The organism is Cyanobacteria bacterium FACHB-DQ100 (assembly GCA_014695195.1).
In the GTDB taxonomy this organism is placed as follows: domain Bacteria; phylum Cyanobacteriota; class Cyanobacteriia; order Leptolyngbyales; family Leptolyngbyaceae; genus Leptolyngbya.
The window spans coordinates 132,338-154,216 of sequence record JACJNW010000023.1; the positions used below are offsets into that span (position 1 = coordinate 132,338).

At 48.0% G+C, this 21,879-nt stretch carries 20 protein-coding genes; 4 read left to right on the top strand and 16 right to left on the bottom strand.

The features are described 5' to 3' along the window. Window positions 1–2 precede the first annotated feature (2 nt). From H6F51_08775 to H6F51_08825, 11 genes are all read right to left on the bottom strand, one after another. On the bottom strand, window positions 3–1,061 hold the full coding sequence (locus H6F51_08775) for a glycosyltransferase family 4 protein (protein MBD1822589.1): 1,059 nt from the start codon (window positions 1,059–1,061) through the stop codon (window positions 3–5). Next, the gene (locus H6F51_08780) at window positions 1,058–2,179 is read right to left on the bottom strand and encodes a glycosyltransferase family 4 protein (protein MBD1822590.1); all 1,122 of its coding nucleotides are present in this window, start codon (window positions 2,177–2,179) and stop codon (window positions 1,058–1,060) included. The genes H6F51_08775 and H6F51_08780 overlap by 4 nt, the downstream gene beginning before the upstream one ends. Then, a complete protein-coding gene (locus H6F51_08785) occupies window positions 2,176–3,138 on the bottom strand; it encodes a GDP-mannose 4,6-dehydratase (protein ID MBD1822591.1) in 963 nt (320 codons plus the stop codon). The genes H6F51_08780 and H6F51_08785 overlap by 4 nt, the downstream gene beginning before the upstream one ends. 139 nt (window positions 3,139–3,277) lie before the next feature. Further along, a complete protein-coding gene (locus H6F51_08790) occupies window positions 3,278–4,444 on the bottom strand; it encodes a glycosyltransferase family 4 protein (GenBank protein MBD1822592.1) in 1,167 nt (388 codons plus the stop codon). Continuing rightward, window positions 4,441–5,928 (bottom strand): glycosyltransferase family 4 protein, encoded by a 1,488-nt coding sequence (locus H6F51_08795; protein ID MBD1822593.1) that lies wholly within the window; start codon window positions 5,926–5,928, stop codon window positions 4,441–4,443. Before H6F51_08795 ends, H6F51_08790 begins: the two co-directional genes overlap by 4 nt. A gap of 76 nt (window positions 5,929–6,004) precedes the next feature. Beyond that, window positions 6,005–7,390, bottom strand: a complete 1,386-nt coding sequence (locus H6F51_08800) for a glycosyl transferase, group 1 (protein MBD1822594.1) — start codon at window positions 7,388–7,390, stop codon at window positions 6,005–6,007. A 24-nt stretch (window positions 7,391–7,414) separates the two neighbouring features. Then, a complete protein-coding gene (locus H6F51_08805) occupies window positions 7,415–8,359 on the bottom strand; it encodes a class I SAM-dependent methyltransferase (protein ID MBD1822595.1) in 945 nt (314 codons plus the stop codon). A gap of 157 nt (window positions 8,360–8,516) precedes the next feature. Next, window positions 8,517–9,320 carry a class I SAM-dependent methyltransferase gene (locus H6F51_08810; protein ID MBD1822596.1) on the bottom strand — a complete coding sequence of 268 codons (804 nt, stop codon included), beginning with the start codon at window positions 9,318–9,320 and terminating at the stop codon, window positions 8,517–8,519. Between the two features lie 112 nt (window positions 9,321–9,432). Next, window positions 9,433–10,731, bottom strand: a complete 1,299-nt coding sequence (locus tag H6F51_08815; GenBank protein MBD1822597.1) for an ABC transporter ATP-binding protein — start codon at window positions 10,729–10,731, stop codon at window positions 9,433–9,435. 41 nt (window positions 10,732–10,772) lie between these two features. After that, window positions 10,773–11,618, bottom strand: a complete 846-nt coding sequence (locus tag H6F51_08820; GenBank protein MBD1822598.1) for an ABC transporter permease — start codon at window positions 11,616–11,618, stop codon at window positions 10,773–10,775. A 47-nt stretch (window positions 11,619–11,665) separates the two neighbouring features. Beyond that, the gene (locus tag H6F51_08825) at window positions 11,666–12,208 is read right to left on the bottom strand and encodes a hypothetical protein (protein ID MBD1822599.1); all 543 of its coding nucleotides are present in this window, start codon (window positions 12,206–12,208) and stop codon (window positions 11,666–11,668) included. Window positions 12,209–12,243: 35 nt separating this feature from the next. Here H6F51_08825 and ruvB point away from each other — a divergent pair, with 35 nt between their 5' ends. Both ruvB and H6F51_08835 read left to right on the top strand, forming a co-directional pair. After that, on the top strand, window positions 12,244–13,389 hold the full coding sequence (ruvB, locus tag H6F51_08830) for a Holliday junction branch migration DNA helicase RuvB (protein ID MBD1822600.1): 1,146 nt from the start codon (window positions 12,244–12,246) through the stop codon (window positions 13,387–13,389). 15 nt (window positions 13,390–13,404) lie between these two features. Next, a complete protein-coding gene (locus H6F51_08835) occupies window positions 13,405–14,223 on the top strand; it encodes a tetratricopeptide repeat protein (GenBank protein ID MBD1822601.1) in 819 nt (272 codons plus the stop codon). Window positions 14,224–14,866: 643 nt separating this feature from the next. On the opposite strand, the gene H6F51_08840 is transcribed toward H6F51_08835, so the two are convergent. Beyond that, entirely contained in the window at window positions 14,867–15,652 is a 786-nt protein-coding gene (locus tag H6F51_08840) for a TIGR01548 family HAD-type hydrolase (protein MBD1822602.1), read from the bottom strand. A 94-nt stretch (window positions 15,653–15,746) separates the two neighbouring features. Between H6F51_08840 and H6F51_08845 the strand changes: the two genes are divergently transcribed. Both H6F51_08845 and glgB read left to right on the top strand, forming a co-directional pair. Next, window positions 15,747–16,046, top strand: a complete 300-nt coding sequence (locus H6F51_08845) for a 30S ribosomal protein PSRP-3 (GenBank protein MBD1822603.1) — start codon at window positions 15,747–15,749, stop codon at window positions 16,044–16,046. 231 nt (window positions 16,047–16,277) lie between these two features. Next, window positions 16,278–18,563: a 1,4-alpha-glucan branching enzyme gene (gene glgB, locus H6F51_08850; protein MBD1822604.1), complete on the top strand. Its 2,286-nt coding sequence runs from the start codon at window positions 16,278–16,280 to the stop codon at window positions 18,561–18,563. Here the strand turns inward: glgB and H6F51_08855 are convergent, their stop codons facing one another. From H6F51_08855 to H6F51_08870, 4 genes are all read right to left on the bottom strand, one after another. Then, entirely contained in the window at window positions 18,564–19,151 is a 588-nt protein-coding gene (locus tag H6F51_08855) for a prepilin-type N-terminal cleavage/methylation domain-containing protein (protein ID MBD1822605.1), read from the bottom strand. A 93-nt stretch (window positions 19,152–19,244) separates the two neighbouring features. Continuing rightward, window positions 19,245–19,799 (bottom strand): prepilin-type N-terminal cleavage/methylation domain-containing protein, encoded by a 555-nt coding sequence (locus tag H6F51_08860; protein ID MBD1822606.1) that lies wholly within the window; start codon window positions 19,797–19,799, stop codon window positions 19,245–19,247. A 22-nt stretch (window positions 19,800–19,821) separates the two neighbouring features. After that, window positions 19,822–20,934, bottom strand: coding sequence for a prepilin-type N-terminal cleavage/methylation domain-containing protein (locus tag H6F51_08865; GenBank protein ID MBD1822607.1), 1,113 nt, complete (start codon window positions 20,932–20,934; stop codon window positions 19,822–19,824). 150 nt (window positions 20,935–21,084) lie between these two features. After that, window positions 21,085–21,873: a type II secretion system protein gene (locus H6F51_08870; GenBank protein ID MBD1822608.1), complete on the bottom strand. Its 789-nt coding sequence runs from the start codon at window positions 21,871–21,873 to the stop codon at window positions 21,085–21,087. Between the last annotated feature and the right edge of the window lie 6 nt (window positions 21,874–21,879).

Below are 21,879 nucleotides of genomic sequence, written 5' to 3' on the forward strand. Positions count from 1 at the left end.
GCTTACAAATACTGGCTGAGAATTTCAGCGGTTTGAGCTGCCGTTTTTTGCCAGCTAAAGTTTGAGGCACGATCGAGTCCTTTGAGGTGCAGTTGATGGCGTAGTTGGCTATCAGTCACTATCAATTTCATTGCCTCTGCGATCGCGCTTTCTTTGTACGGATCAACGAGTAGTGCTGCATCTCCCGCGACTTCAGGCAGTGAAGAAAGATTTGAGGTAATCACTGGAGTTCCACATGCCATTGCTTCTAGCACAGGTAAGCCGAATCCTTCCCATAAACTAGGGAAAACAAGCGCGATCGCACGATTAATTAATTCGGGCAGTTCGGCATAAGAAACATAGCTGAGAAATTTGACGCGATCGCGAATTCCTAGCTCCTCAGCTTGTGCCTCTAAACTAGGGGTAAATCTTGGATCGGGTGAGCCTGCAATCCAAAATTCATAGTCTTCTGGAAGTTGAGAGAAAGCGGTGAGCAATCGCCCAATATTTTTATAAGCGTCGTGTCTTCCCACGTAGAGAAAATAGTTTTGCGTTGGCAGATCGAGAAACTTGAAATGTTGACTGTCGTAAGCCAGTGGAACAACAGTGATTTTGTTGGCTGGGATTTTGTAGAATGCGATCGCATCATTTGCGGTCGATTCTGAATCACTCAAAATATGCTGAGCTTGATTCAGAACGTGAGGAATATAGTATCTGTAATACTGTGTTAGAGGAGACGTAAAGCGTGGGAATCGCAGCGGAATAAAATCGTGTAAGGTCACAATGTAGCGGCATTTCGTGAAGATTGGGGCTTCAGGAATTGGAGAAAAAATAAGGTTGCCTTGAAGCTTTTGATAGATTTTAGGCAGATCAAACTGAGTCCATTTCAAGCGCTTAAAGTGTCCTTTTTTTCCTTGATCTGGAGTCAACTGATCTGAAATTTTATAACAGGAATAATCAGGAATATCTTGTCCAGTTAATAACACTGGTTTAAGAGGAGTTAAACCAGGCAATAGATTTTTGGCATACACTGTATGACCTGTGGGCTTTGAGGCTAAAAATGCGAGGTTGATTAATATCACAGAATCGATCGATAAGCTTCTAACGTTGCTTTTGCTGTCTTTTCCCAAGAATATAATTTAGCTTGTTCTTTGCCTTTTTGAATTAAACGATCGCGGAAGGGACGATCGTGAATCACTTTAAAAATTGCTTCTCCGATCTGCTGAATATCAGTCGGCTCAACTAAAATTGCCGCATCTCCCGCGATCTCCGGCAATGATGAAGTATTACTGGTGACAACGGGCGTGCCCAAAGTCATTGCCTCTAACACGGGCATTCCGAATCCTTCATAATGTGATGGATACACAAAAACATCAGCATTCTGATAAAACTGAGCGACCTGAGCATCTGTTAGATAGCTTAAATGCCGAATCGAGGAGCGATAGAAAGATTGTTCGATCTGCTGAAAAATCGGTTCGTAAAGCCAGCCTTTTTGCCCGATTAGAAGTAGCTCATGGTCGATCTGATAATTTTTCTTCAAGTATTCAAACGCAGAAATCAATGCCTTGATATTCTTTCGAGGCTCGATCGTGCTAACAAACAAAATATAAGGCTTAGACAGTTCTAATTTAGGGTTTTCAACTGGAGAATAACGGCTTGCTAGATGAGTCACCCAAATTCGACTCGGATCAACACCTAAATATTCAACAATATCCTGCTTAGAACTATGTGAAATGGTTAGAACTAAATCCGTCCATTCAAGGCATTTCTTTAAGCGATCGGTATAAGCCCTCACAGTAGAGTTGGAATACTCAGGATATCTAACAAAACTCGCATCATAAATCGTAGTCATCTTGCGCTTTCCCGGAATCGGAAAAACGGTGTAGTTTGTTCCATGAACAATGTCAGCCTGATTAAAATAACTTTCCAAATAATGAGCGGACAGCAATGGAAACTGAATAAACAGATTTGAAATTCGCACCGGAAATGGAAACAGCCTCAGATTAGAATACGGTTGCAAATACTCTGGAAACGCTAAATCTCTTGTGAGCCAATTCTTCAATCGAGGCTGATAAATTAGCTCCAAATCAAAAAATTCAGTTGCTTGCAACGTTGTTAAGCCTTGGACTAGATTTGCGACATAAAGTCCCATTCCACTGGGTTTTGACATCCAAGGCGTAACATCGATCGCAACCCTCATGACTCGCTCAATTCCTTCAGATCGTGATCGACCATTAACTCCACTAACTGTTTAAAGGAATATTGCGGCTCCCAATTGAGCTGTTGACGAATTTTATCGATCGACCCGACTAACTGCACTTCTTCATCGGGTCTGTAGAAGTTTGGATCAACTGAAACATAGTTCTCCCAATTTAACCCCACACAATCAAACGCCGTCTGCACCAATTCTCGAACCGAATGCGTTTCGCCACTCGCAATAATGAAATCATCTGGCTGCTCTTGCTGCAACATCATCCACATCGCTCTGACTGCATCTTTGGCGTAACACCAATCCCGCTTAGCATCCAGATTTCCCAGCTTCAATTCCTTTGCCAGTCCCATCTTAATCATCGCCGCTCCGCGTGTGATTTTGCGGAACACAAACTCAGTTCCCCGTCGTGGAGATTCATGCGTGTAGGTCACACCACAGCAGCTATAAAGACCGTACTGTTGCCGATAGTTGATAGTCATCCAGTGGGCATACGCCTTCGCGACACCATAAGGATTTCTAGGTCGAAAAGCAGTGCGTTCCGTTTGCGGCGACTCGTCGGGTTGCCCAAACACTTCACTACTGGAAGCTTGATAAAATCGAGCATCCGGCTTACAGCGGCGAATCGATTCCAGCAGCCGAGACACACCCAAGGCGGTGTATTCCGCTGTTAAAGCGGGCTGTGTCCAGGAGAGTGGCACATAGCTTTGAGAAGCTAGATTGTAGAGTTCATCTGGTTGTGCGTAAGAAATAGCATCCATCAGAGAACACTGATCGAGCAAATCACCCGACAAAATCTCGATCGTTCCCGATAGATGACTAATGCGATCGACGTTGCCCGAACTTGATCGTCGTACTAGCCCAAACACTTGATAGCCCTGCTGCAACAGAAGCTCTGCGAGATACGACCCATCTTGTCCAGTTAATCCGGTAATCAATGCTCTTTTCATCGTACTTGCCACTCCTTCACACACTCAATGCCTCAGTTCGCCTTACAGCTTACTCCGGTTTGCCTATTTTGCAATGCTCCTCTGCAATTGCAACAATCATTGAATTGCCAGTAGCCCACAAAAAATAGCAAACGATCGCTCACGTATTGTACTGAATTGTCTCAATCAAGTTTTTCTGAATTTGCTCGAATGAATAATTCTGCAACACATATTGTCTGGCTAATTTGCCCATTCTTTCCTGCTGGCTTGGGTCTGATAACAGGTCTTTAAGGTGATGCTCAAAGCTGGTGTAGTCGGCGTAAATTCTACCGCCTTCGCTGCGCTCCGCATGTTCAACTAGAACTTGACAAGCGCCATTCACTAAAATTGGCGTAACTTGTGCCATTGCTTCTAAAGTCACAATACTAAAGCTTTCGTAAGGAGAGGGCATCACAAAAATCGATGCGCCTGCCATCAACTGAAATTTCATCGTCGCTGAAACAAATCCGAGAAACTCAATATCCTCGCGCTGCGGCAGTACCATGTGGTTCTGTCCGGTCAAGATTAACCGCAGCTTCGACGGGTAGCGTTTCTTAAACCGAGTAAAAAACTCGATCAACTCGGCACAGCCTTTACCTGCGTCGATTCGACCGCAGTACAAGATGTAGGGATAGTCTAATTCCATGGGCGAGTGTAAGTCTGTATCGATCGCCATTGCAATCACTTTTCCGGGCAATTTCCCCCAAAGGGCCTGTCCAAATTGTTGCTCCGCGTGGGTCAGCCAAATCAGCGATCGTGCCTTGTGAACCATATCCCCATAGACGCGAAAATAAGCGGGCGCTTCATCGTGCAGCGTTGGCGCAATCAGAACCTTCTCAGCGGGCACTTGTTCGACCCCAAAATAAGTTGGGGAATACAAATACGTGAAAAAGAGAACGGCTTCGTACTCTGCATGGCGATCGCCCAGAAATTCGAGCAGCGGCGTAGAATGAGGCCCCTGCTGTCGGATGTATTCTTCCTGGAGCGCAGTTGTCCAATAGGAGAGCGATCGACCCCGATGAAAATCATGCAGCAAGCGATTGTGCAGTCCTTCCCAAAAGGCAGTGCGTTCGATCGTCACCTCAAACCGAAAAATTCGGATATTGCCTTGGCTCTCGCACTCAGCGGGTAAATCGTTTGCCCAGGTTTTGTAGTCCAGCGCAGTTGTCGTGAGAATATCCACCTGAAATTGATTCTGCAACAGGGTCGCATATTGCCAAGCTAGGGACTCTGAGCCACCGACAATACTCGGATGACAGCGTTGAACAACCAGTGCAATTCGTTTCATTTCGACTCTACGGCTAAATGATTGATCAACTGAAGAAATTTTGCTTCGATTCTGCGATTAGAAAATACTTCTTCATAGCGCTGCCAACCCAATTGACCGAGTTGACGGCTTACAGACTCGCTGGTTGCAATTCGATCGAGCGAACCCGCAAGTAGGGCAGGATCAGCTTGCGACCACACTAAGCCCGCTTTATCGACCGTGTGTGGAATGGCAGTGGAGCCATAAGCGACGATCGGTAGCTTAATCGACATGGCTTCGACTAGCGGCACACAGAATCCTTCGTGATCGCTTGTAATCATGAAAGCGTGCGATACCAAATAATACGATTTCAGCGCCTCCGCAGAAACGCCTCCGGTGAATACGACTGCATTTGCAAGTTCTAATTCTGCAACCTTTTGGTTCAGAAAGTTACTGTACTTGTCTAAGCGGGGATCGGCTTTACCTACAATCAGTAAGCGACTGTTGGGGTTGTAATAGCGGTAATAATGATGAAAGGCTTCAATTAACGCAGCGTGACCCTTGTTCGGAGCCAATCGACCCACCATGAGAATGTTGAACTTGCCATCGTGGTAAGCGCTTAGAACCGAAGAATCCGGCTCTGTAAACTGCAAGCTGTCAATATGATGAAACGGGGGCAAGACTGAACTATTTTCAGGCGATACACCCAGTTCAAGTAGCTCACCAGCGTTATAGGCAGAATCTGATAGATAAGTTGCTCCTGGAATGTTGGCGATCGTTTGAAGCTGTGCGCGTCCAGCCCGACAGACGTTGGTATAGTCTGGGTTAAAGTTCTCGAAATACTGCGGCGGTGTCACGTTGTGATATTTAATCACTTTCTTGCAGTCAATTTCTCGAATCGGAACTAATGCAGCATCCCAACCCACAGAATAGTGATAAATCAATATATCGGAAGGTTTAGTCAAGAATGATTTGATTTGGCTGATGTGCTTCACGTCTACAGCGGATGTTGTCCAGACATCGCAGAAGATTTGACACACATAGCCCTGCTTCATTAAGACGTGATACATTCCCATCACATCGTTTCCCACGGCATCGCCATCGACTAAGCAAGGAGTCAAAACAGCAATCCGAATCTCTGAATCTCTGCGATTTACAAAGGGATCGATCGGCGCTTCAACCACCGGAGTCGGAGCGGGTTGAGGAGATCCGATCGGTGTTTCAACAATTGGGGGCGGGGCAGGCTTGGATTGCACAATAATCGCTTTAAGCTTGTGCTTTTTTGCGGCAAGCGATTGTCGCGCTCGTGAACCGAAATGTTTCACTCGTCGAGCGATCGCTAACGCATACCGCTTACTTCTGCCCTTAGCCCTTTTCCACAGCGACGGGCGAACGAGCATTTGGACTGGCTGTTGGATGATCGAAGAAGCGGGAGGTGGAATCGGAATTAGCGGACGATCAGCGACATCTTCAGTGATTTGCTGCATCAATTTATCAACATCAATTTGAATTTGATCCGCTCCCATCTCCACCATTCCTTTGTTGAATCACATCAAGGATTCGGTCAATTGTACCGCTCACGATCCTGTCTCTAGTGAGAAATTACTGCGCTAATGTATCTGTTTGTCCCAGCGATCGTCGCAGCTTCCACCACAGATTCCTGAATTGCCAAAACTTACTATTCTCAATTGCCTGCAACCGCAGATGAATTTGATCAAGCATACCGTCTTTCTCGCAAATTTGTTGTTGCTGCTGTTCGATTGTAAGTTGTTGTTGTTCGATTGTTTGTTGCTGCTGTTCGATTGTTTGCTGCTGCTGTTCAATTGTGAGTTGTTGTTGTGCGATCGTCTCTTGTAGTGATGTTTGTATCTGTTCGACTTGAGCGTGAAGTTGATGGATGGTTTGATTGGCTTGATGCAATTTCTCAGTTAAAAGCGGAATGCTATCGATCCAATAAGACTGGCTTTGAAAATACGCAGCCCGATCAAAGGGTGAATCTTCTCCCGTAATGCCACGCTTCAACTCGTCGTAGTAACCCCGTCGGCTGATCCAATCGATCGAGCTGCCATCTTGAAATGTTCCAAACGCATAGGGTAGCTGGCTTGTGACTTCGTAACCGTTTTTTAGCAGCTTTTCACGATACTGCGTTGCCATTTTTCCCCAAGGTGAATCAATTTGCTCCTCATACGGCAGCAAACTATACTTTGAAATTTGATAGGGATTGGACAAATTCCAACCGCTAAAGTGAATAAATAAAAGTGGTTGTTGATTGACCTGAATGCTGCCGTTGCCGTCGTACTCGAATTGACGATCGTAAAAATTCCAATGCCCGATGTTTGTCCCCGGATGCAGAAGTAACTTGAAGTCTCGGAAATATAGAGGCACAAAATTAAGCCAAAGTTGATCGACAAATAATCCGCGTGGATCAGCGATCGAGAGATCCGAAAAACCGTAATGAATTAATCTTTCTTTCCACCAATTGATAAATCGATAGGTTTCTTCAGTTCGCCGCAGTCCTAGAAATCCCCCGTTGTACATTCCTGCATTGAGAAAGCAAGCCTCATGAGCCGCATATTCAATTTCAACCGGAGTTTCTGCGTGAGGTGATAACAAGATTGAAACATCAGAAAGCTGATCAAAAATCGCGTCTAACGAGTGACAGACCATCACATCAGAATCTAAGAAGATCCAGCGTTCAGCGTTGAGTGTTTCAAAAACGTATTGATGTAAAAGCCCCCGTAAAGCACAGCAGAACTCAAACGGCGTATAGTAAAACTTCATCCGCTCGATCAGATTTTGATCGGGTAATGCTTCAAGCTGAATTAACTTAAACGGCTCGATCTCTGGATCAAACGCATCGTCGAGTCGATCTGCCAATAACACATAAAGTTCTGCATCAGGATTATACTCAAGCAGCGTTTCTGCTAGCGTTCTTGCATAAGCTAGATGACTTTTTGTAATCGTAGTGCAAACAATTTGCTTTGACATTCTCAATTCAATCTTTAGAACATATTACTCATTAACAGGTAAGCCGAGCCGCCGTTTGACGTGAAACCAGCTTTGCCGCAACTGCCAAAACTTGCTGCTTTCCATCGCTGCAATTCTCGCTTGTGCAATTCCGACTTCTTGTTGAGCTTGAGCTAACTGAGCTTGCAAGTGTTGAAGTTGAATTTGGTCGTGCTGTTGCCCGATTCGTGCAGCTTCCGCATGGCACATCGCGTGCATTAATACTTGAAAAGCCCTCTGCGACAAACTCATCTGATTGGTCAATTGCGATTCATCCACACCTACGATTGCTAAATAGCCATCTGCGTCTTCGATCGACGATAGATGCTCTAAATAATGCTGTCCAAAAAATCCGTCAGGCAAGCTATTTTGGTACGCATCAAACTGGGACACTTTAGCCTTGGGGGCGATCGGCTTAACTAGACAACTTGCAATCACGTAGTGCTGTCCGAAAAATACCGCTTCCCCAAACAAACTCAAAAATAAATCGCGAAATTCGGTAAACCGAAAGCGATGCAGATGATAAGAGCTAATCCAGGGCGAAACGCGATGATCGTTTGGACAGGACAGAAACAGTTGCCCACCGGGTTTGAGCAAGCGTCGTAATTCCGCGAGGAATTGCCGAGGATGCTGGAGATGTTCGATCGTTTCAAACGAAACAATCAAATCAAACGAAGCATCTTCGAGCGATCGCACATAATGAGCATCCGACTGGAGATAAGACACTTGGGGATGCTGATAGTATTTCGAGGCAAAATCGATCGAGCTTTGATCCACATCCACGCCAATGACTTCTCGTGCCCCCTGTAGCGCCATAAATTGTGTTCCATACCCTGTGCCGCAGGAAATGTCTAAGACTCGTTTTCCGTGGACAAAGGGCGCAACCATCGCATATCGGATCAGGTGGTCAACGTTGGCGATCGACGTATCCTCTCCCGCTTGAACAGGAATATGGCGTTCACCTGTCGGCATATAATCAGCAATCGGAGTGGATAAATCGCTAGAAGTCATGAATGCCCGTGTTTTAAGGGTGCGTAACGTATCCAGTAGTATACCAACTGACTGAAGACTTGGCTGATCGTGCGGTCTGAATTGCCTCTGACGGTCGTTAAACTAATTGTTTCAGACGAAACCACAGCGATCGAAGTTTCCAAAACTTGCTAGTTTCCATTGCGGTGATCGTCGATCGGGCTTGTTCGAGTTCAAGCTGGAGCGTTTGGAGTTTCTGCTCTAGGGCTTGAAGCGTTTCAAAGGACTGATTGCCCGAATGGTTGACTTGAGGAATGGGGCTGCGGTTATTGGATCGACCTTTGATCCAAAACGCTTGATCGGTTCCAATCCGCTCTAAAAGAGGCTTCTCGCCTTGTCGATTGCAAAAATCATAAAAGGCTTCTCGACAGCCTTCCCAATGGCCAAAGTCGTCGAGAACTACACAGCCGCCGATCGCAAGGCGGGGATAGAAGGTTTCGAGAACCAGTGTGACCGAATCGTACCAGTCAGCATCACAATGTAGGAGCGCAATTTGCTGCGGTAACTCTTGCTCGAATGTGGTTTCAAACCATCCGGGTTTAATCGTGTAGGAAGATTCGCTAGTGCCAACCGCACTGAGAACGGCTTTTACGTCTGCGATCGTTGCCACGCATTCACCGATCCAGCGTTTTGCGTCTTCGCCATCTTTTTCAGTCGTCGTCGGCATTCCTTCAAAGCTGTCATACAGCCAAAGATGCCTTTGTGCGAGAAACTTCGATAGAATCGCTGCTGAACCACCCTTATAGGTTCCACACTCAACAAAATCTCCTGGAATTGCATGAGCATTCAGGTAGTGACAAAGCGTCGCGAGATTTTCAAGTCGATCGGGCGTACAAAGGGTGTAAGGTTTGACTTGCTCAAGCGAAAAGGCGGACAGAAGCATTATGGGTAGCTCGACTGTAAGCGATGAACTCATTCTGCGCTAACCCTCAGACAGGCAGCTAGGGTTAGACTGTTGGGTTTGACAGGTTAATTCGGATTACTGTTAATTCGGATTACTTTAGTTCAGAAAGGGCTTCCTGCGATCGTAAATCCATCGTTCTTGTATGAATTTCAAACTGCGGGGACAGATTCACCATGCCGTTCCAGTGAATTGAATCTGGATTTTGTAGCACTTTCAGCGTCATGGTGTCATGCAGCATTAACAGCGATCGCTTAAATTCATCGAGTCCGATTCCACCATCCGCAACGCCGAGGGTAATTGTGTACTCGCCCGTGGGAAGTGGAACTTTGAACGCAAAGCGCACTTCGATCGCGGTTCCTGCCGTCACTTCTCCAATCGTTTCCTGCATACACCAGGTATTGGATTCAAACACCACTTCCCCGGTGCGATTGCGAATCTTAAAACCCACGTGCGGATCTTCAGCCGTTTCGAGAAACAGAAGCCCGATCGCAAGTTTAATTTCAGCATCGCTAAAGACCGTGTGAATGATGCGATCGTGCTCATCGAGTAGCTGAACGAATTGGGGCTTGACTGAGCCTGAACTCATCACTGCGGTTTGATCAGACTTTCCTTGTGAATCGGGCATGGTGATAGCAATGCTGTTTGGAGCCTGATCTTTTCGCTTTAATAGTTTTGCTTCGTATAAATCGACAACTTGGCGGGGTGTGGCATCTAAAACAACTTTCCCGTGTTCGATCAGAATCGCGCGATCGCATAACTTACAAACTGCGCCCGAATCGTGCGACACAAACAACAACGTCACACCCGATTCTTGCAGTTCTCTCAATCGCGTGAAGCATTTTTGCTGAAAAAAGACATCTCCAACTGCCAGTGCTTCATCAACAATCAAGATGTCCGGATCAGTGTTCACGGCAACTGCAAAAGCTAGGCGAATAAACATTCCGCTGGAATAGGTTTTAACAGGCTGATCGATAAAGTCTCCGATATCAGCAAATCCCGTAATTCTATCGAATCTTTCCTCGATTTCTGCCTGACTCAATCCCAAGATTCGACCATTAAAAAATACATTTTGTCGTCCCGTAAACTCTGGATTGAATCCGCTACCTAGCTCTAACAGTGCCGAAATTCGACCGTTGACCCTCAAGCTTCCCGTGGTCGGAGTCAACGTTTGCGTAATCACTTGCAGCAGCGTACTTTTCCCCGCACCATTTTGCCCGACAATTCCAACCGTTTCGCCCTTTGAAATGTCTAAGTCAATGTCTCGAATCGCCCAGAATGACTCAGCCCGACTCTTTCCAGGCAAGAGAATTTCTTTGAGTCGATCGACCGGACGAGCATAGCGCTTATAACATTTCGAGACATTCTTTAGGGAAATCGCGATCTCGTCCATAAGCCTCCTCTTAACCTCACTCCGCCATCTTAATGCCCGAATCAAACCACATCGGCAAACGCCGGACGCAACCGCCGATACACCCCAAACCCGATCGCAAACGCAACGACTGCGACTGCCCACAATACGCCCAATTCATGCCAGTGCTTCATGTCACCGACGAGAAACAAATCGCGATACACTTCAACGATCGTCGTCATCGGATTGAACCAAAATACCCAGAACCGCCAAGTTTCAGGAATTAACGAGGCAGGGTACACGATCGGAGTGACATAAAACCACAAACTCAGCAGCACCGCGATCGTCTGGGGAATGTCGCGCAGAAAGACCGTCAATCCGGCAAACAAGTAGCCTAATCCCGCCGTGAGCAGCAACTGCGGCAACAATACCACAGGCAACAGCCACAGCGTTGAGTGAATCGTCTTGGCGCTAATTGCCACAAATGTAATCAGCAACATCATGCCAAACGAGCTTTCCACCAGCGCTGTACAAATCGGAACTAAAGGCAGCAGCGCCAGCGGAAACACGACTTTCTTAATCAAGTTTGGCTGACCGATGACCGAACCGACTGCACCACTCAAGCCTGCAACAAAAGCTGTCCAAGGAATTAACCCCGCAAACAACCACAATCCAAACGTAAAATCATTGGCTGGTAGTCCGCGAAGACTCAATTTGACTTTAAGAACGATCGAAAATAAGTACGTGTATACTAATAACTGTGCAAGCTGATGCAGAATCGCCCAAGCATTCCCTAGAACGGAGCCTTTGTATTTCGCTTCTAAATCGCGCTGAACTAGGGTCTTGAGCAAGTCTAACTTCATCCACCAATGCGGCGGCACAGGCAGTAAATGTAAAACCCTTCCAAACTTACGCGCCGCAACTTTCACAGGGATTAGCACAGAGAACTCCTTTCACCTCGCTTTTGGTCAGGATATCAGGTTGAGAGCGCAGATTTGATTGCTTCTAACATTGCGGCTTTTTGCTCTGCGTCATATTTCCAACGCTCTAGAAAGCGCTGATACTCTCCGGTTCCGGTCTCGATCGTCGTTTTCAATTGATCGAGATGTTGATCAACTTTGGACGATCTCATTTGCTTAATAATTACCTCTGTTCGACGTTGTACCCGTGCTGAACCTGCTGCCATCTGTAGGTTTTGGTTGCGCGTATGGGTCAGAATCATTCCCGTAGACATGGCTAAGTTTTTTGCCAGTAAATCTCCGACAGTCTCCTCGGATCTCAGCAGTGCTGACACAACGGTTGGCAGGATTTGATCAATAAACTCGCGATCGTCGGATAAATAAGTAACAAAAAATCCTCGCGCACCATTCTCACTTTGTACTAATGCAGTTATGATTCGTTCAAGTTCAGGTTCCGGTACGCGACGTTGTTCGACTTCTTGAAGGAGTGATTGAGTGAGTTCGATCGCGCCCTCAAACGAAATCGAATCCGAGACGGAAAAGGTAGACGGAATCTCCATGTTCGCAATGTCTCTAGGTATGATTGTTCACAATTATGGCGATCATTTCATCTAAAAAACAGCCTAACGATCGGGATAAAGCTGCTGCGTCCTCTGGCGAGTTGTCCGTCATGGTGCAAGCTGTCCCCAAAGCTGATGTCAGTGGCAATACTCAATCCGCGAAGACAACCATTCTCCAAGCCGAACCGGAGCCTGAAGAACGCAGCAAGCTCGAAGAAAAAATCCGTCCGCAGTCGCTCCATGAGTATGTCGGACAAAAAGACCTGAAAGATGTGCTGGATATTGCGATTCGTGCGGCGAAATCCCGCAATGAACCTCTAGATCACTTATTGCTTTACGGCCCTCCCGGACTGGGTAAAACCACGATGTCGCTGATTCTGGCGCAAGAGATGGGCGTGAAATGCAAAATTGCCAGCGCTCCTGCTTTAGAACGTCCTCGCGACATTATGGGCTTACTGATTGGGCTTCAGCCCGGAGATGTTCTGTTCATTGATGAGATTCATCGGCTGGCGAAGGTGGCGGAAGAACTGCTTTATCCTGCAATGGAAGATTTTCGGGTAGATATTCCACTCGGAAAAGGCAAGAGCGCCAAGATTCAATCGCTGCCGCTACCGCCGTTTACCTTAGTGGGAGCAACGACGCGAGTGGGAGCGCTGACTTCACCGTTGCGCGATCGTTTCGGTCTGATTCAACGCTTGCGCTTTTATGAAATTGACGAACTCTCGCAAATCGTCCTCCGCACGGCTGCCCTGCTCAAAATGAAGCTCACCACCGACGGAGCCGAAGAAGTCGCCCGTCGCTCTCGTGGCACTCCTCGGATTGCCAATCGCTTGTTGAAACGAGTCCGCGATTATGCTGAAGTAAAATCTATGCGGGACATCGATCGCACGATCGCCGCCGAAGCGCTTCAACTCTTCAATGTCGATCCCTGCGGTCTTGACTGGACAGATCGCCGCTTGCTGAGCTTTATGATCGAACGACACAATGGTGGGCCGGTCGGACTTGAAACGCTTGCGGCTTCGACTGGCGAAGATGCCCAGACGATCGAAGAAGTGTATGAACCGTATTTAATGCAGATTGGGTATCTTAGCCGTACTCCCCGTGGTCGCATCGCCACGGCTGCCGCTTGGAAACACTTGGGCTATACTCCGCCTGATAACCAGTTGGCGCTTCTGTCTTAAAGTCTTGGAGGTTTCATGTTTCGTCATCTGTTCAAATCCTTGCTGATTGTCGCGATCGTGCTCTCTTTCGCGTGGCATCCGGTTCCGGTCTTGGCTGACTCTGAGATGCCGTCTGTTACTTCAGTTTTCGAGCGGTTGGCAAATCTCAGACAGCAAGCGTTTGAATCCACCAACAAAGGTAATTTTGCCGCTGCTGAAACCTTTTGGACGGAACTGATCGACCTGATGCCTGACAATCCTGCGATTTGGAGCAATCGCGGTAACGCTAAAGTTAGCCAAAACAAACTCGAAAGCGCGATCGAAGACTTCAACAAAGCGATCTCGCTTGATCCAACCGCCCCTGACCCGTATCTCAATCGCGGTACGGCATTAGAAGGATTAGGCAAATGGAATGAAGCGATCGCCGATTACAACAAAGTCCTCGAGCTTGATCCAAACGATCCGGCGGCATACAACAATCGCGGCAATGCGGAAGCCGGACTCGGACAATGGGAGATTGCTGCAAAAGATTTCCTCAAAGCTGCCGATTCTGCCCCAGACTATGCCTTTGCTCGTGCGAACTATGCGCTGGCTCAATACCAACTTGGACAGACTGAAGAGGCAATTCGCACGATGAGAAACTTAGTTCGCAAATATCCGAAGTTCGCGGACATGAGAGCGGCTTTAACCGCTGCGCTTTGGGCACAAGGCAAGCAAGGTGAAGCAGAGAGCCAATGGGTATCTGCGGTCGGACTCGACAAACGGTATAAAGACCTTGACTGGGTGAAGACTGTCCGCCGCTGGCCTCCAACCATGACGATCGCACTAGAGAATTTTCTCAGCCTCAAATCGTAGAGATTGAATCGAAATACGATCGCACAATGACCTGCAAGTTTAATCCTTGCGGGTCATAATTTTTGGGTTTAATTTGCTTAAGCTTAAAAAAATGGCACAGTTTAACGTCAGTTTGACAGAAGTTTTTGGCTGCGTTTGAATCTACGGGTCGCCCCCTAAATCCCCCATGAATGGGGGACTTAAAGCAAAGCCATTCCCAAATATGGGGAAGTTCTCCAATCTTCAAAGTCCCCCAGAATGGGGGATTTAGGGGGCATGACTGGACATCAATGAAGCGAAAAATTCGTCGAACTTCTAAGAAACAGCTCTGTTTCTTTCACCCTTCCCCAAGCGCATCTTTGCTGGAGACTCACGCCAGCTTAATCTTCGTTTGAAATTCCGACCAGCTTCATCACGATCGCCTTTTGCTTTTTCATAAGGATCTTGATTGTTCTCAAAAACGATAAGCAAATAAGCTAAAAATCGCGATCGCCGCTACGACGGCATTAATAAACCTAATTCATCGCAGCCAAACCTAAGAAACAGGAAGCTTGTTGTAAGAAACAGGCAGTTTTTTGTGAAAAAAAGCAGTTTTTCATCAGGAACGAACAAATGGATCTAACGATAAGCAGCGCGTAAGTTAGATCCACCCTGAAATTTGCAATTAACTTTGGGTGATTAATTGTTTTACAACTTCTGGAGTTAACTCTTTCACGTTACTCAGCACGATCGCCGCTCCTGCCTGTCTCAACGTTTCTCCGTAAGCGATCGATCGCGCCTCTGTCTCTTGCACATGCGGCGGCAAAACTCCAACCCCGATCCATGATCGCTCTGGATGAATCTTTCTGGCTTGAACGATCGTGTACATATCTGCAACGGTATCCCCGACATAAAGCACCGGAGCATCCTGATTCTCTAATCGCTCCAGTGTTAGAAATAACCCCGTTGGATCAGGCTTTCCGGGCGCATCTTCCATCGCAATCAGCACCGGGCACTCTAAGCCAATTCTTTTTTCCAACACATACCGCGCTGATCCTTGAGTTGCACCGCTAAAAAATCCCCAGCGAATTCCCGCTTCGCTCAGTTCATGCAGATAATCTGCACTCAAAAGCAACGGTTCTTGGCAAATGTAGCCTGTCCAATTCATCGGCTCAGTCCCTCGGTAGCGCGACTGAAAGAATTGAACGATCGCGCTGTAATCCAAATTCGTTCGATCGCGCTCCTGTCCCTGTGCCTCGAAATAGCGATAAATTAATTCCTGCGACGCTTCCCAATCGTTATTCCAAACCCCTTCACCCTTCAGCGCATCAATCTCCTGCGACGAAGGACGATATTGCCCTGCTGTAAACTGCTCCACCGTATCCGCCAGCGCCCGACGATACGATCCGCTGACATCTCGCACCACCCCGTCAATATCAAACACCACAACCGCCACGACACTTTCTCCCACTTTCTATGCAGCGATTTCCATCATCTACCGAAACTGTGCGGTAGAATAGCTGATCGTAATATTCCAAGCTTGGGACTGCGCTGGAGGTTAGAAGTTGACGAAGTTTATTCTAAAAGTTTTGTGGCTCGACGAAAACGTTGCGCTGGCAGTAGATCAAGTCGTGGGTAAGGGAACAAGCCCGCTGACTTCTTATTTCTTCTGGCCCCGCAACGATGCCTGGGAACAACTCAAGACCGAGTTGGAGAAAAAACACTGGATTTCAGAAGTCGATCGCGTCGAATTGCTTAACAAAGCAACCGAAGTCATCAACTACTGGCAAGAAGAAGGCAAAAATCGCCCCATGGCAGAAGCGCAAGCCAAATTCCCGGAAGTCGCCTTCACAGGTAGCGCCTGAATCTGATTGCCTCGGAATTTTCATAATCGAAATGACTCCTGACTTCGATTACATCAGTTGGGAGTCTTTTATTACAATTCCTTGTAAACGGACTCAGCGGCCAAAGCTAACAAAAAGAATTGAGACTTTCACAATGATTTGCTAATTTCTATTACAGAACTTTTACATTAAAGTTTAATCACGTTCCAGTTTTGAACTAATTAACACAACCCACTTAAGGTAGGTAGCTTCATGTCGATGACGATCGCCCCAGACCAGGTAGAGCGGATTGTAGGAAACCAGCACCATGATCCGTTTGAGGTGCTTGGCCCTCATCCAATCGAGCGAGACGGCGAAACGGTCTGGGTGGTCAGAGCTTATCAACCCACTGCCGATGCGGTTTCTGTGATCGTGCCAGAATCCCGCGCTGAATACCCGATGCAACCCTTGCATCATCCTCACTTTTTTGAATGCACGATCGACATACCAGAACTCGCCAACTATCAACTCCGGATTCGACAGGGCGAACACGATCACGTCATCTACGATCCTTACGCCTTTCCGTCTCCCTTCCTCACCGAGTTTGACTTGCACCTGTTCACCGAGGGCAATCACCACCGGATTTACGAGAAACTTGGCGCACATCTCACGACCCAAAACGGGGTTTCAGGCGTTTACTTTGCAATCTGGGCACCCAACGCCCGCAACGTCTCTGTTTTAGGTGATTTTAATCACTGGGACGGACGACAGCACCAAATGCGACGGGGATCAACCGGAGTCTGGGAACTCTTCATTCCCGAACTTGGCACCGGCACTCACTACAAATACGAAATCAAAAACCAAGCGGGTCACATCTACGAAAAATCCGACCCCTACGGATTTCAGCAAGAAGTCCGTCCGAAAACGGCTTCGATCGTCACCGATCTAACCGATTACACCTGGAACGACCAAGACTGGCTCGAAAAGCGCCGTCATACCGATGCTTTAACTCAACCCATCTCGGTTTATGAAGTTCACTTAGGCTCTTGGCTTCATGCTTCTTCTGCCGAACCCGCCCGCTCCGCCAACGGCGAAATTATTCCGCCTGTAATCGTCACCGATCTTAAACCCGGAGCGCGATTCCTCACTTATCGAGAACTTGCAGAGAAACTCATTCCTTACGTCAAAGAACTCGGCTTTACTCACATCGAACTTTTGCCGATCGCAGAACATCCCTTCGACGGTTCATGGGGCTATCAAGTCGTTGGACATTATGCCTGCACTTCCCGCTACGGCACCCCGCAAGATTTCATGTACTTTGTCGATCAGTGTCACCTCAACGGCATCGGTGTGATCGTAGACTGGGTTCCCGGACACTTCCCCAAAGATGGGCATGGACTCGCCTTCTTTGACGGCACTCACCTTTACGAACACGCTGACCCCCGCAAAGGCGAACATAAAGAATGGGGAACGCTGGTCTTCAACTACGGGCGCAACGAAGTGCGGAACTATCTTGTTGCCAATGCGCTCTTCTGGTTTGACAAATATCACATTGATGGAATTCGCGTCGATGCGGTTGCCTCCATGCTCTACCTGGACTACTGCCGCAAAGACGGAGAATGGGTCGCCAACCAATATGGCGGACGAGAAAACATCGAAGCGGCTGAGTTCTTGCGCCAGATGAATCATCTAGTGTTCAGCTACTTTCCAGGAAGTCTGTCGATCGCGGAAGAATCGACCTCTTGGCCCATGGTTTCCTGGCCCACCTATGTAGGCGGCTTAGGCTTCAACCTCAAATGGAACATGGGCTGGATGCACGATATGCTGGACTACTTCCACATGGATCCGTGGTTCCGCCAATTCCACCAAAACAATCTCACCTTCAGCATTTGGTATCATCACAGCGAAAACTTCATGCTGGCGCTGTCGCACGATGAAGTCGTCCACGGCAAGAGCAACATGATCGGCAAAATGCCGGGTGATGAATGGCAAAAACTAGCCAATTTACGCTGCTTGTATGGCTATATGTTTGCCCATCCCGGTAAGAAAACGCTATTTATGAGCATGGAGCTTGGACAGTGGAGCGAGTGGAATGTCTGGGGCGACCTTGATTGGCATCTGCTGCAATTCGAGCCACATCAGAAACTAAAGCACTTCATGACGGTGCTAAATTCGCTTTACCGATCGGAACCCGCGCTCTATGTTCAAGACTTTTCTGAAGAAGGATTTTCATGGATTGACTGTAGCGACAACCGCCATAGCGTCATCTCTTTCATTCGCCGAGGAAAAGAACCAGGAGAGTTTATTGTAGCGGTGTGTAATTTTACCCCACAGCCTCATAGTCACTACCGCGTGGGTGTTCCAGAGGCGGGCTTCTACACCGAACTGCTCAACAGTGATGCTCGCGAATTTGGCGGCAGCAATATGGGCAATCTCGGCGGCAAATGGACAGACGAATGGGCTTACCACAACCACCCCTACTCGATCGACCTCTGCCTCCCGCCTTTATCCACCCTGATCTTCAAACTCGATCGCAAAAAGACCCCAGCAAAGCAGTGATTAGTCACAAGGATTATTCTGGCGAGTTGGTCGGTTCTCTCCTTCTCGGACTGTACCGAGGAGGTTAGAGACGATCGCGCACCGCTTAGTGCCGCCTCCTGATGGCGTGGAGAAGGTTACGCGACCCAGTTGCCCATCGACTCCTCCCCGGTGATTAAACCGAATTCGATAGATGCTATTGTCTCGCTGAAGTAGTGTTGTATCCGGCGAACCAAGTAGCCTCACCCCATCAGGAAGGTTCTGCCAGGGCTGAACCAACGGATTTGCGTTCGTTGGATAGACCGCCCACTGAGCTTGCTGCCCTTGCTGCCGAAAACCGACTTCATACGGAATGTTCTGCTGCTTTGCGCGAGTTTTCCCCTCGGATAAGGCAGTGACGGCTTGGCTTCGAGCTGCGTTGAGGCGCTGAGTGTTTAACTGGGCTTGCCAAGCAGGAGCCGCGATCGCCGCTAAAATGCCAAAGAGTGCAACCACGACGATGGCTTCTAACAGCGTAAACCCCTGACTGGACTGCCACGGGTTTCGCCGCAAATAAGCTTGAATGATTTTGTGTTGCTTGGTGTGAATTTTGTGTCTAAAGTCGTGCATGACAGAAATGGAGCGTCACATCCATGATGGCTTAATTCCTATCAATTCAGGACTCAAATTTAAGCGCTTTAACACAAAATTCAAGTTCCAAAATTAAGGCGCTGCTGGGCATGCTGCATCTGAATTTTCTGCGGTTGCACCTAGCAACGTTTCGACGGAGACACATCGCCTTGGATTGACTCCGATCGCGGCTCCGATCGTAATCGCGTAAGGCACCGGACTAGCGACAATAGCACCGTAACCATCAAAAATCAGAGTTGCTCTGTTTCGATCAGTCCCTTGATCGCCCCAAAGACGAATGATGCCAGGTTGAATGCTGCCATCACTGAGCGTTTGCCAATTGGTAATTTGATTGATATCAACTGAGTTATTCGCTGCAGCGACGATCGCATATCGAGGTTGACCATTGTTATTGTCAAACACGACTGCGCGATTCACTTTGGTCTGTTGTGCTTGAGACTGGGCAGTCCGAATTGCTTGAGCGACTTGACTCCGAGCCGAACCCACTCGCTGTTGATTGATGAATGCAACCCAGTTTGGAGCCGCGATCGCAAACAATATCCCAATCAAAATCATGGTGATCAGCACTTCCAGTAGGGTGAAGCCGTTTGTCGTAGAGTCAGATTTGAAAAAAGATTGCCTTTGCATAAATTTAACCTGGAGTAAGGCATTACTGCGTTTTGTTGGTGACACCGCGAGTCAAGACACGAGTTTCGAGCGCGATGGGCACTCTGGGGCGATTTGTAGCCCCGATATCCGGTACACCAGGTCTACCCGCCGCATCTCCCTGAATTCGGATGACAACTTCCTGATTGAGATCGCCTTCTCGGTCTCCTCCCCGAACATAGACATAAAAACCGCGTGGAGGATCGGCTGTGGCTGAAGCTCCGTCCCGTGGAGTCAAAACGAGACCTTCTGTTGATCGATTAGGCGCTCGTCCTCTACCAGACGAGTCAGATGGGTTATACAATCCAACCCAGTCTACAAAGTCTGTTAGCGGTAAGGTGTTGGTATTATTGCTTACGGGTCTACTGGTTTGTAGTGGAACTAGGGTCGTCTGCGACAGCGAAGACCGCTCAACGGGCCAAGCGAGAAAACTCGTTTCTTTTCCGTCAGTTCTTCCGCGTGGATTGACCCATCCTGTAACTGGCGCTGGCGACTCTGTTGTGGGAACACTACTCCCCGTAAATTGAGGCAGGTGGTAGCGCACAATTCTGGCGCGACCGCGACTCACACGACCTGTGGTTTCCCGGTTGAGCGAATAGACGACGAGGGTGTACATTCGCTCAGACAGACAGGGGACGTTCTGAATCGCAGCAGGAAGCGCAGCCGAACTGGAATAAGCATCGCTATTTCTAGTGCAAACAGCCTTTAGTTCATCGGGCAGTGGATCAACGCGCCAAAATGCCAATACTGGAACATTATTAGTCGTGCCGAAACCACTGGTGCCAACAATAGTTTCGGGTAAGTAACTCCTTAATCCAGGGCAGCGCGTGTTGTTCGGGCTGGCTGGACGATCGAGCAAACAGTCGCCATCATACACAAAGACGGCTTCGCGCACATCACGGGCTATATAGTCGATTGCTGCTTGTAAATCGCGCTGGGTATCGCTTCGAGCCGATTCGCGCAGATTCGTTTCAATGAGCTGCACCACGATATACAAGAGTCCAGCCGAAATGAGTGAACCCACGAGCATCGCAACGAGGAGTTCTAAAAGCGTAAACCCACCTGCTTTGGTACGGAGATGGTGTTTTTGGTATCGCTTCAAAAATGACTTAATCATTTCTTCTCTACAGTAAGGTTGGGCAGGGATTTAGAGCATTGCTGGACGAGAATAAAAGCCTTGCATCTGCCCGAACCTTGATAGGAATCGGGCAGTATTGTCACGTTCTGTAAGAAGAACAAGGTATCCTTGCATTTAGCGATGCCAAACTTAGCAGGCTCCAGTCGTCTGGCTTGCGGCTGGACAGAGCTTGCGGTAAAGCTCTAGATTCTGGCTCTCGCTGCTGCGAACGATCGTCGAGTAGAGGACGGCTAAGGGACGGTTACGCTGATTGCCAAGACCATTTGTGCCGCGCAAAGAAGCAGGCTGCGTCTCACCTCGCTGTGCAGTTAACTCGTCTCTTGCAATCGCCGAGTACACTCGAACACCCATCACAAATCCTGTGAGAACTTGCCCTGTTGTGCCTTCAAATCGATTGCCATTTTGGTCAAATCCTTGGCTACGAAAGGTTTGCAGCAGATAATCGCCAACACAGTCACCATTTGTATCCAATTGAGCGAACGTTCCGATCGCGCTTGGAATGCTACCAACATTGGTACAAGCCCTGGTAGAGATGACTCCAGTTCCAGCAGTATTGGGTGCAGCAGGGAACCGACCTGAAGTAGAGTTACGCACATCTGCTTCGGTTAAATTCGCTACAGAGGGAGGAAGATTGGCAGTTTCGCCGCGCTCGATGATGACCCGGACACGATCGATTTCGCCTTGTGCCAGCTTTAAGGCTTGCTCTGCCCGTTGGACTTGCACTCGTGAGGCGACTGCCCAGAAAATCGGGGGAGTGATGCTGACCATTGTGATGGCGATCACGACGATCGCAATTAAGCTCTCGATCAGCGTTAAACCTGCATCTGATTGCTTAGCGATCGTGCCGTTGTGAATAAGGCGGAGCGCCCCCAGTCTAGAGGGGAGAGGTGTTTGTCGCTTTGTGAATTTGGATACCATCTCAAC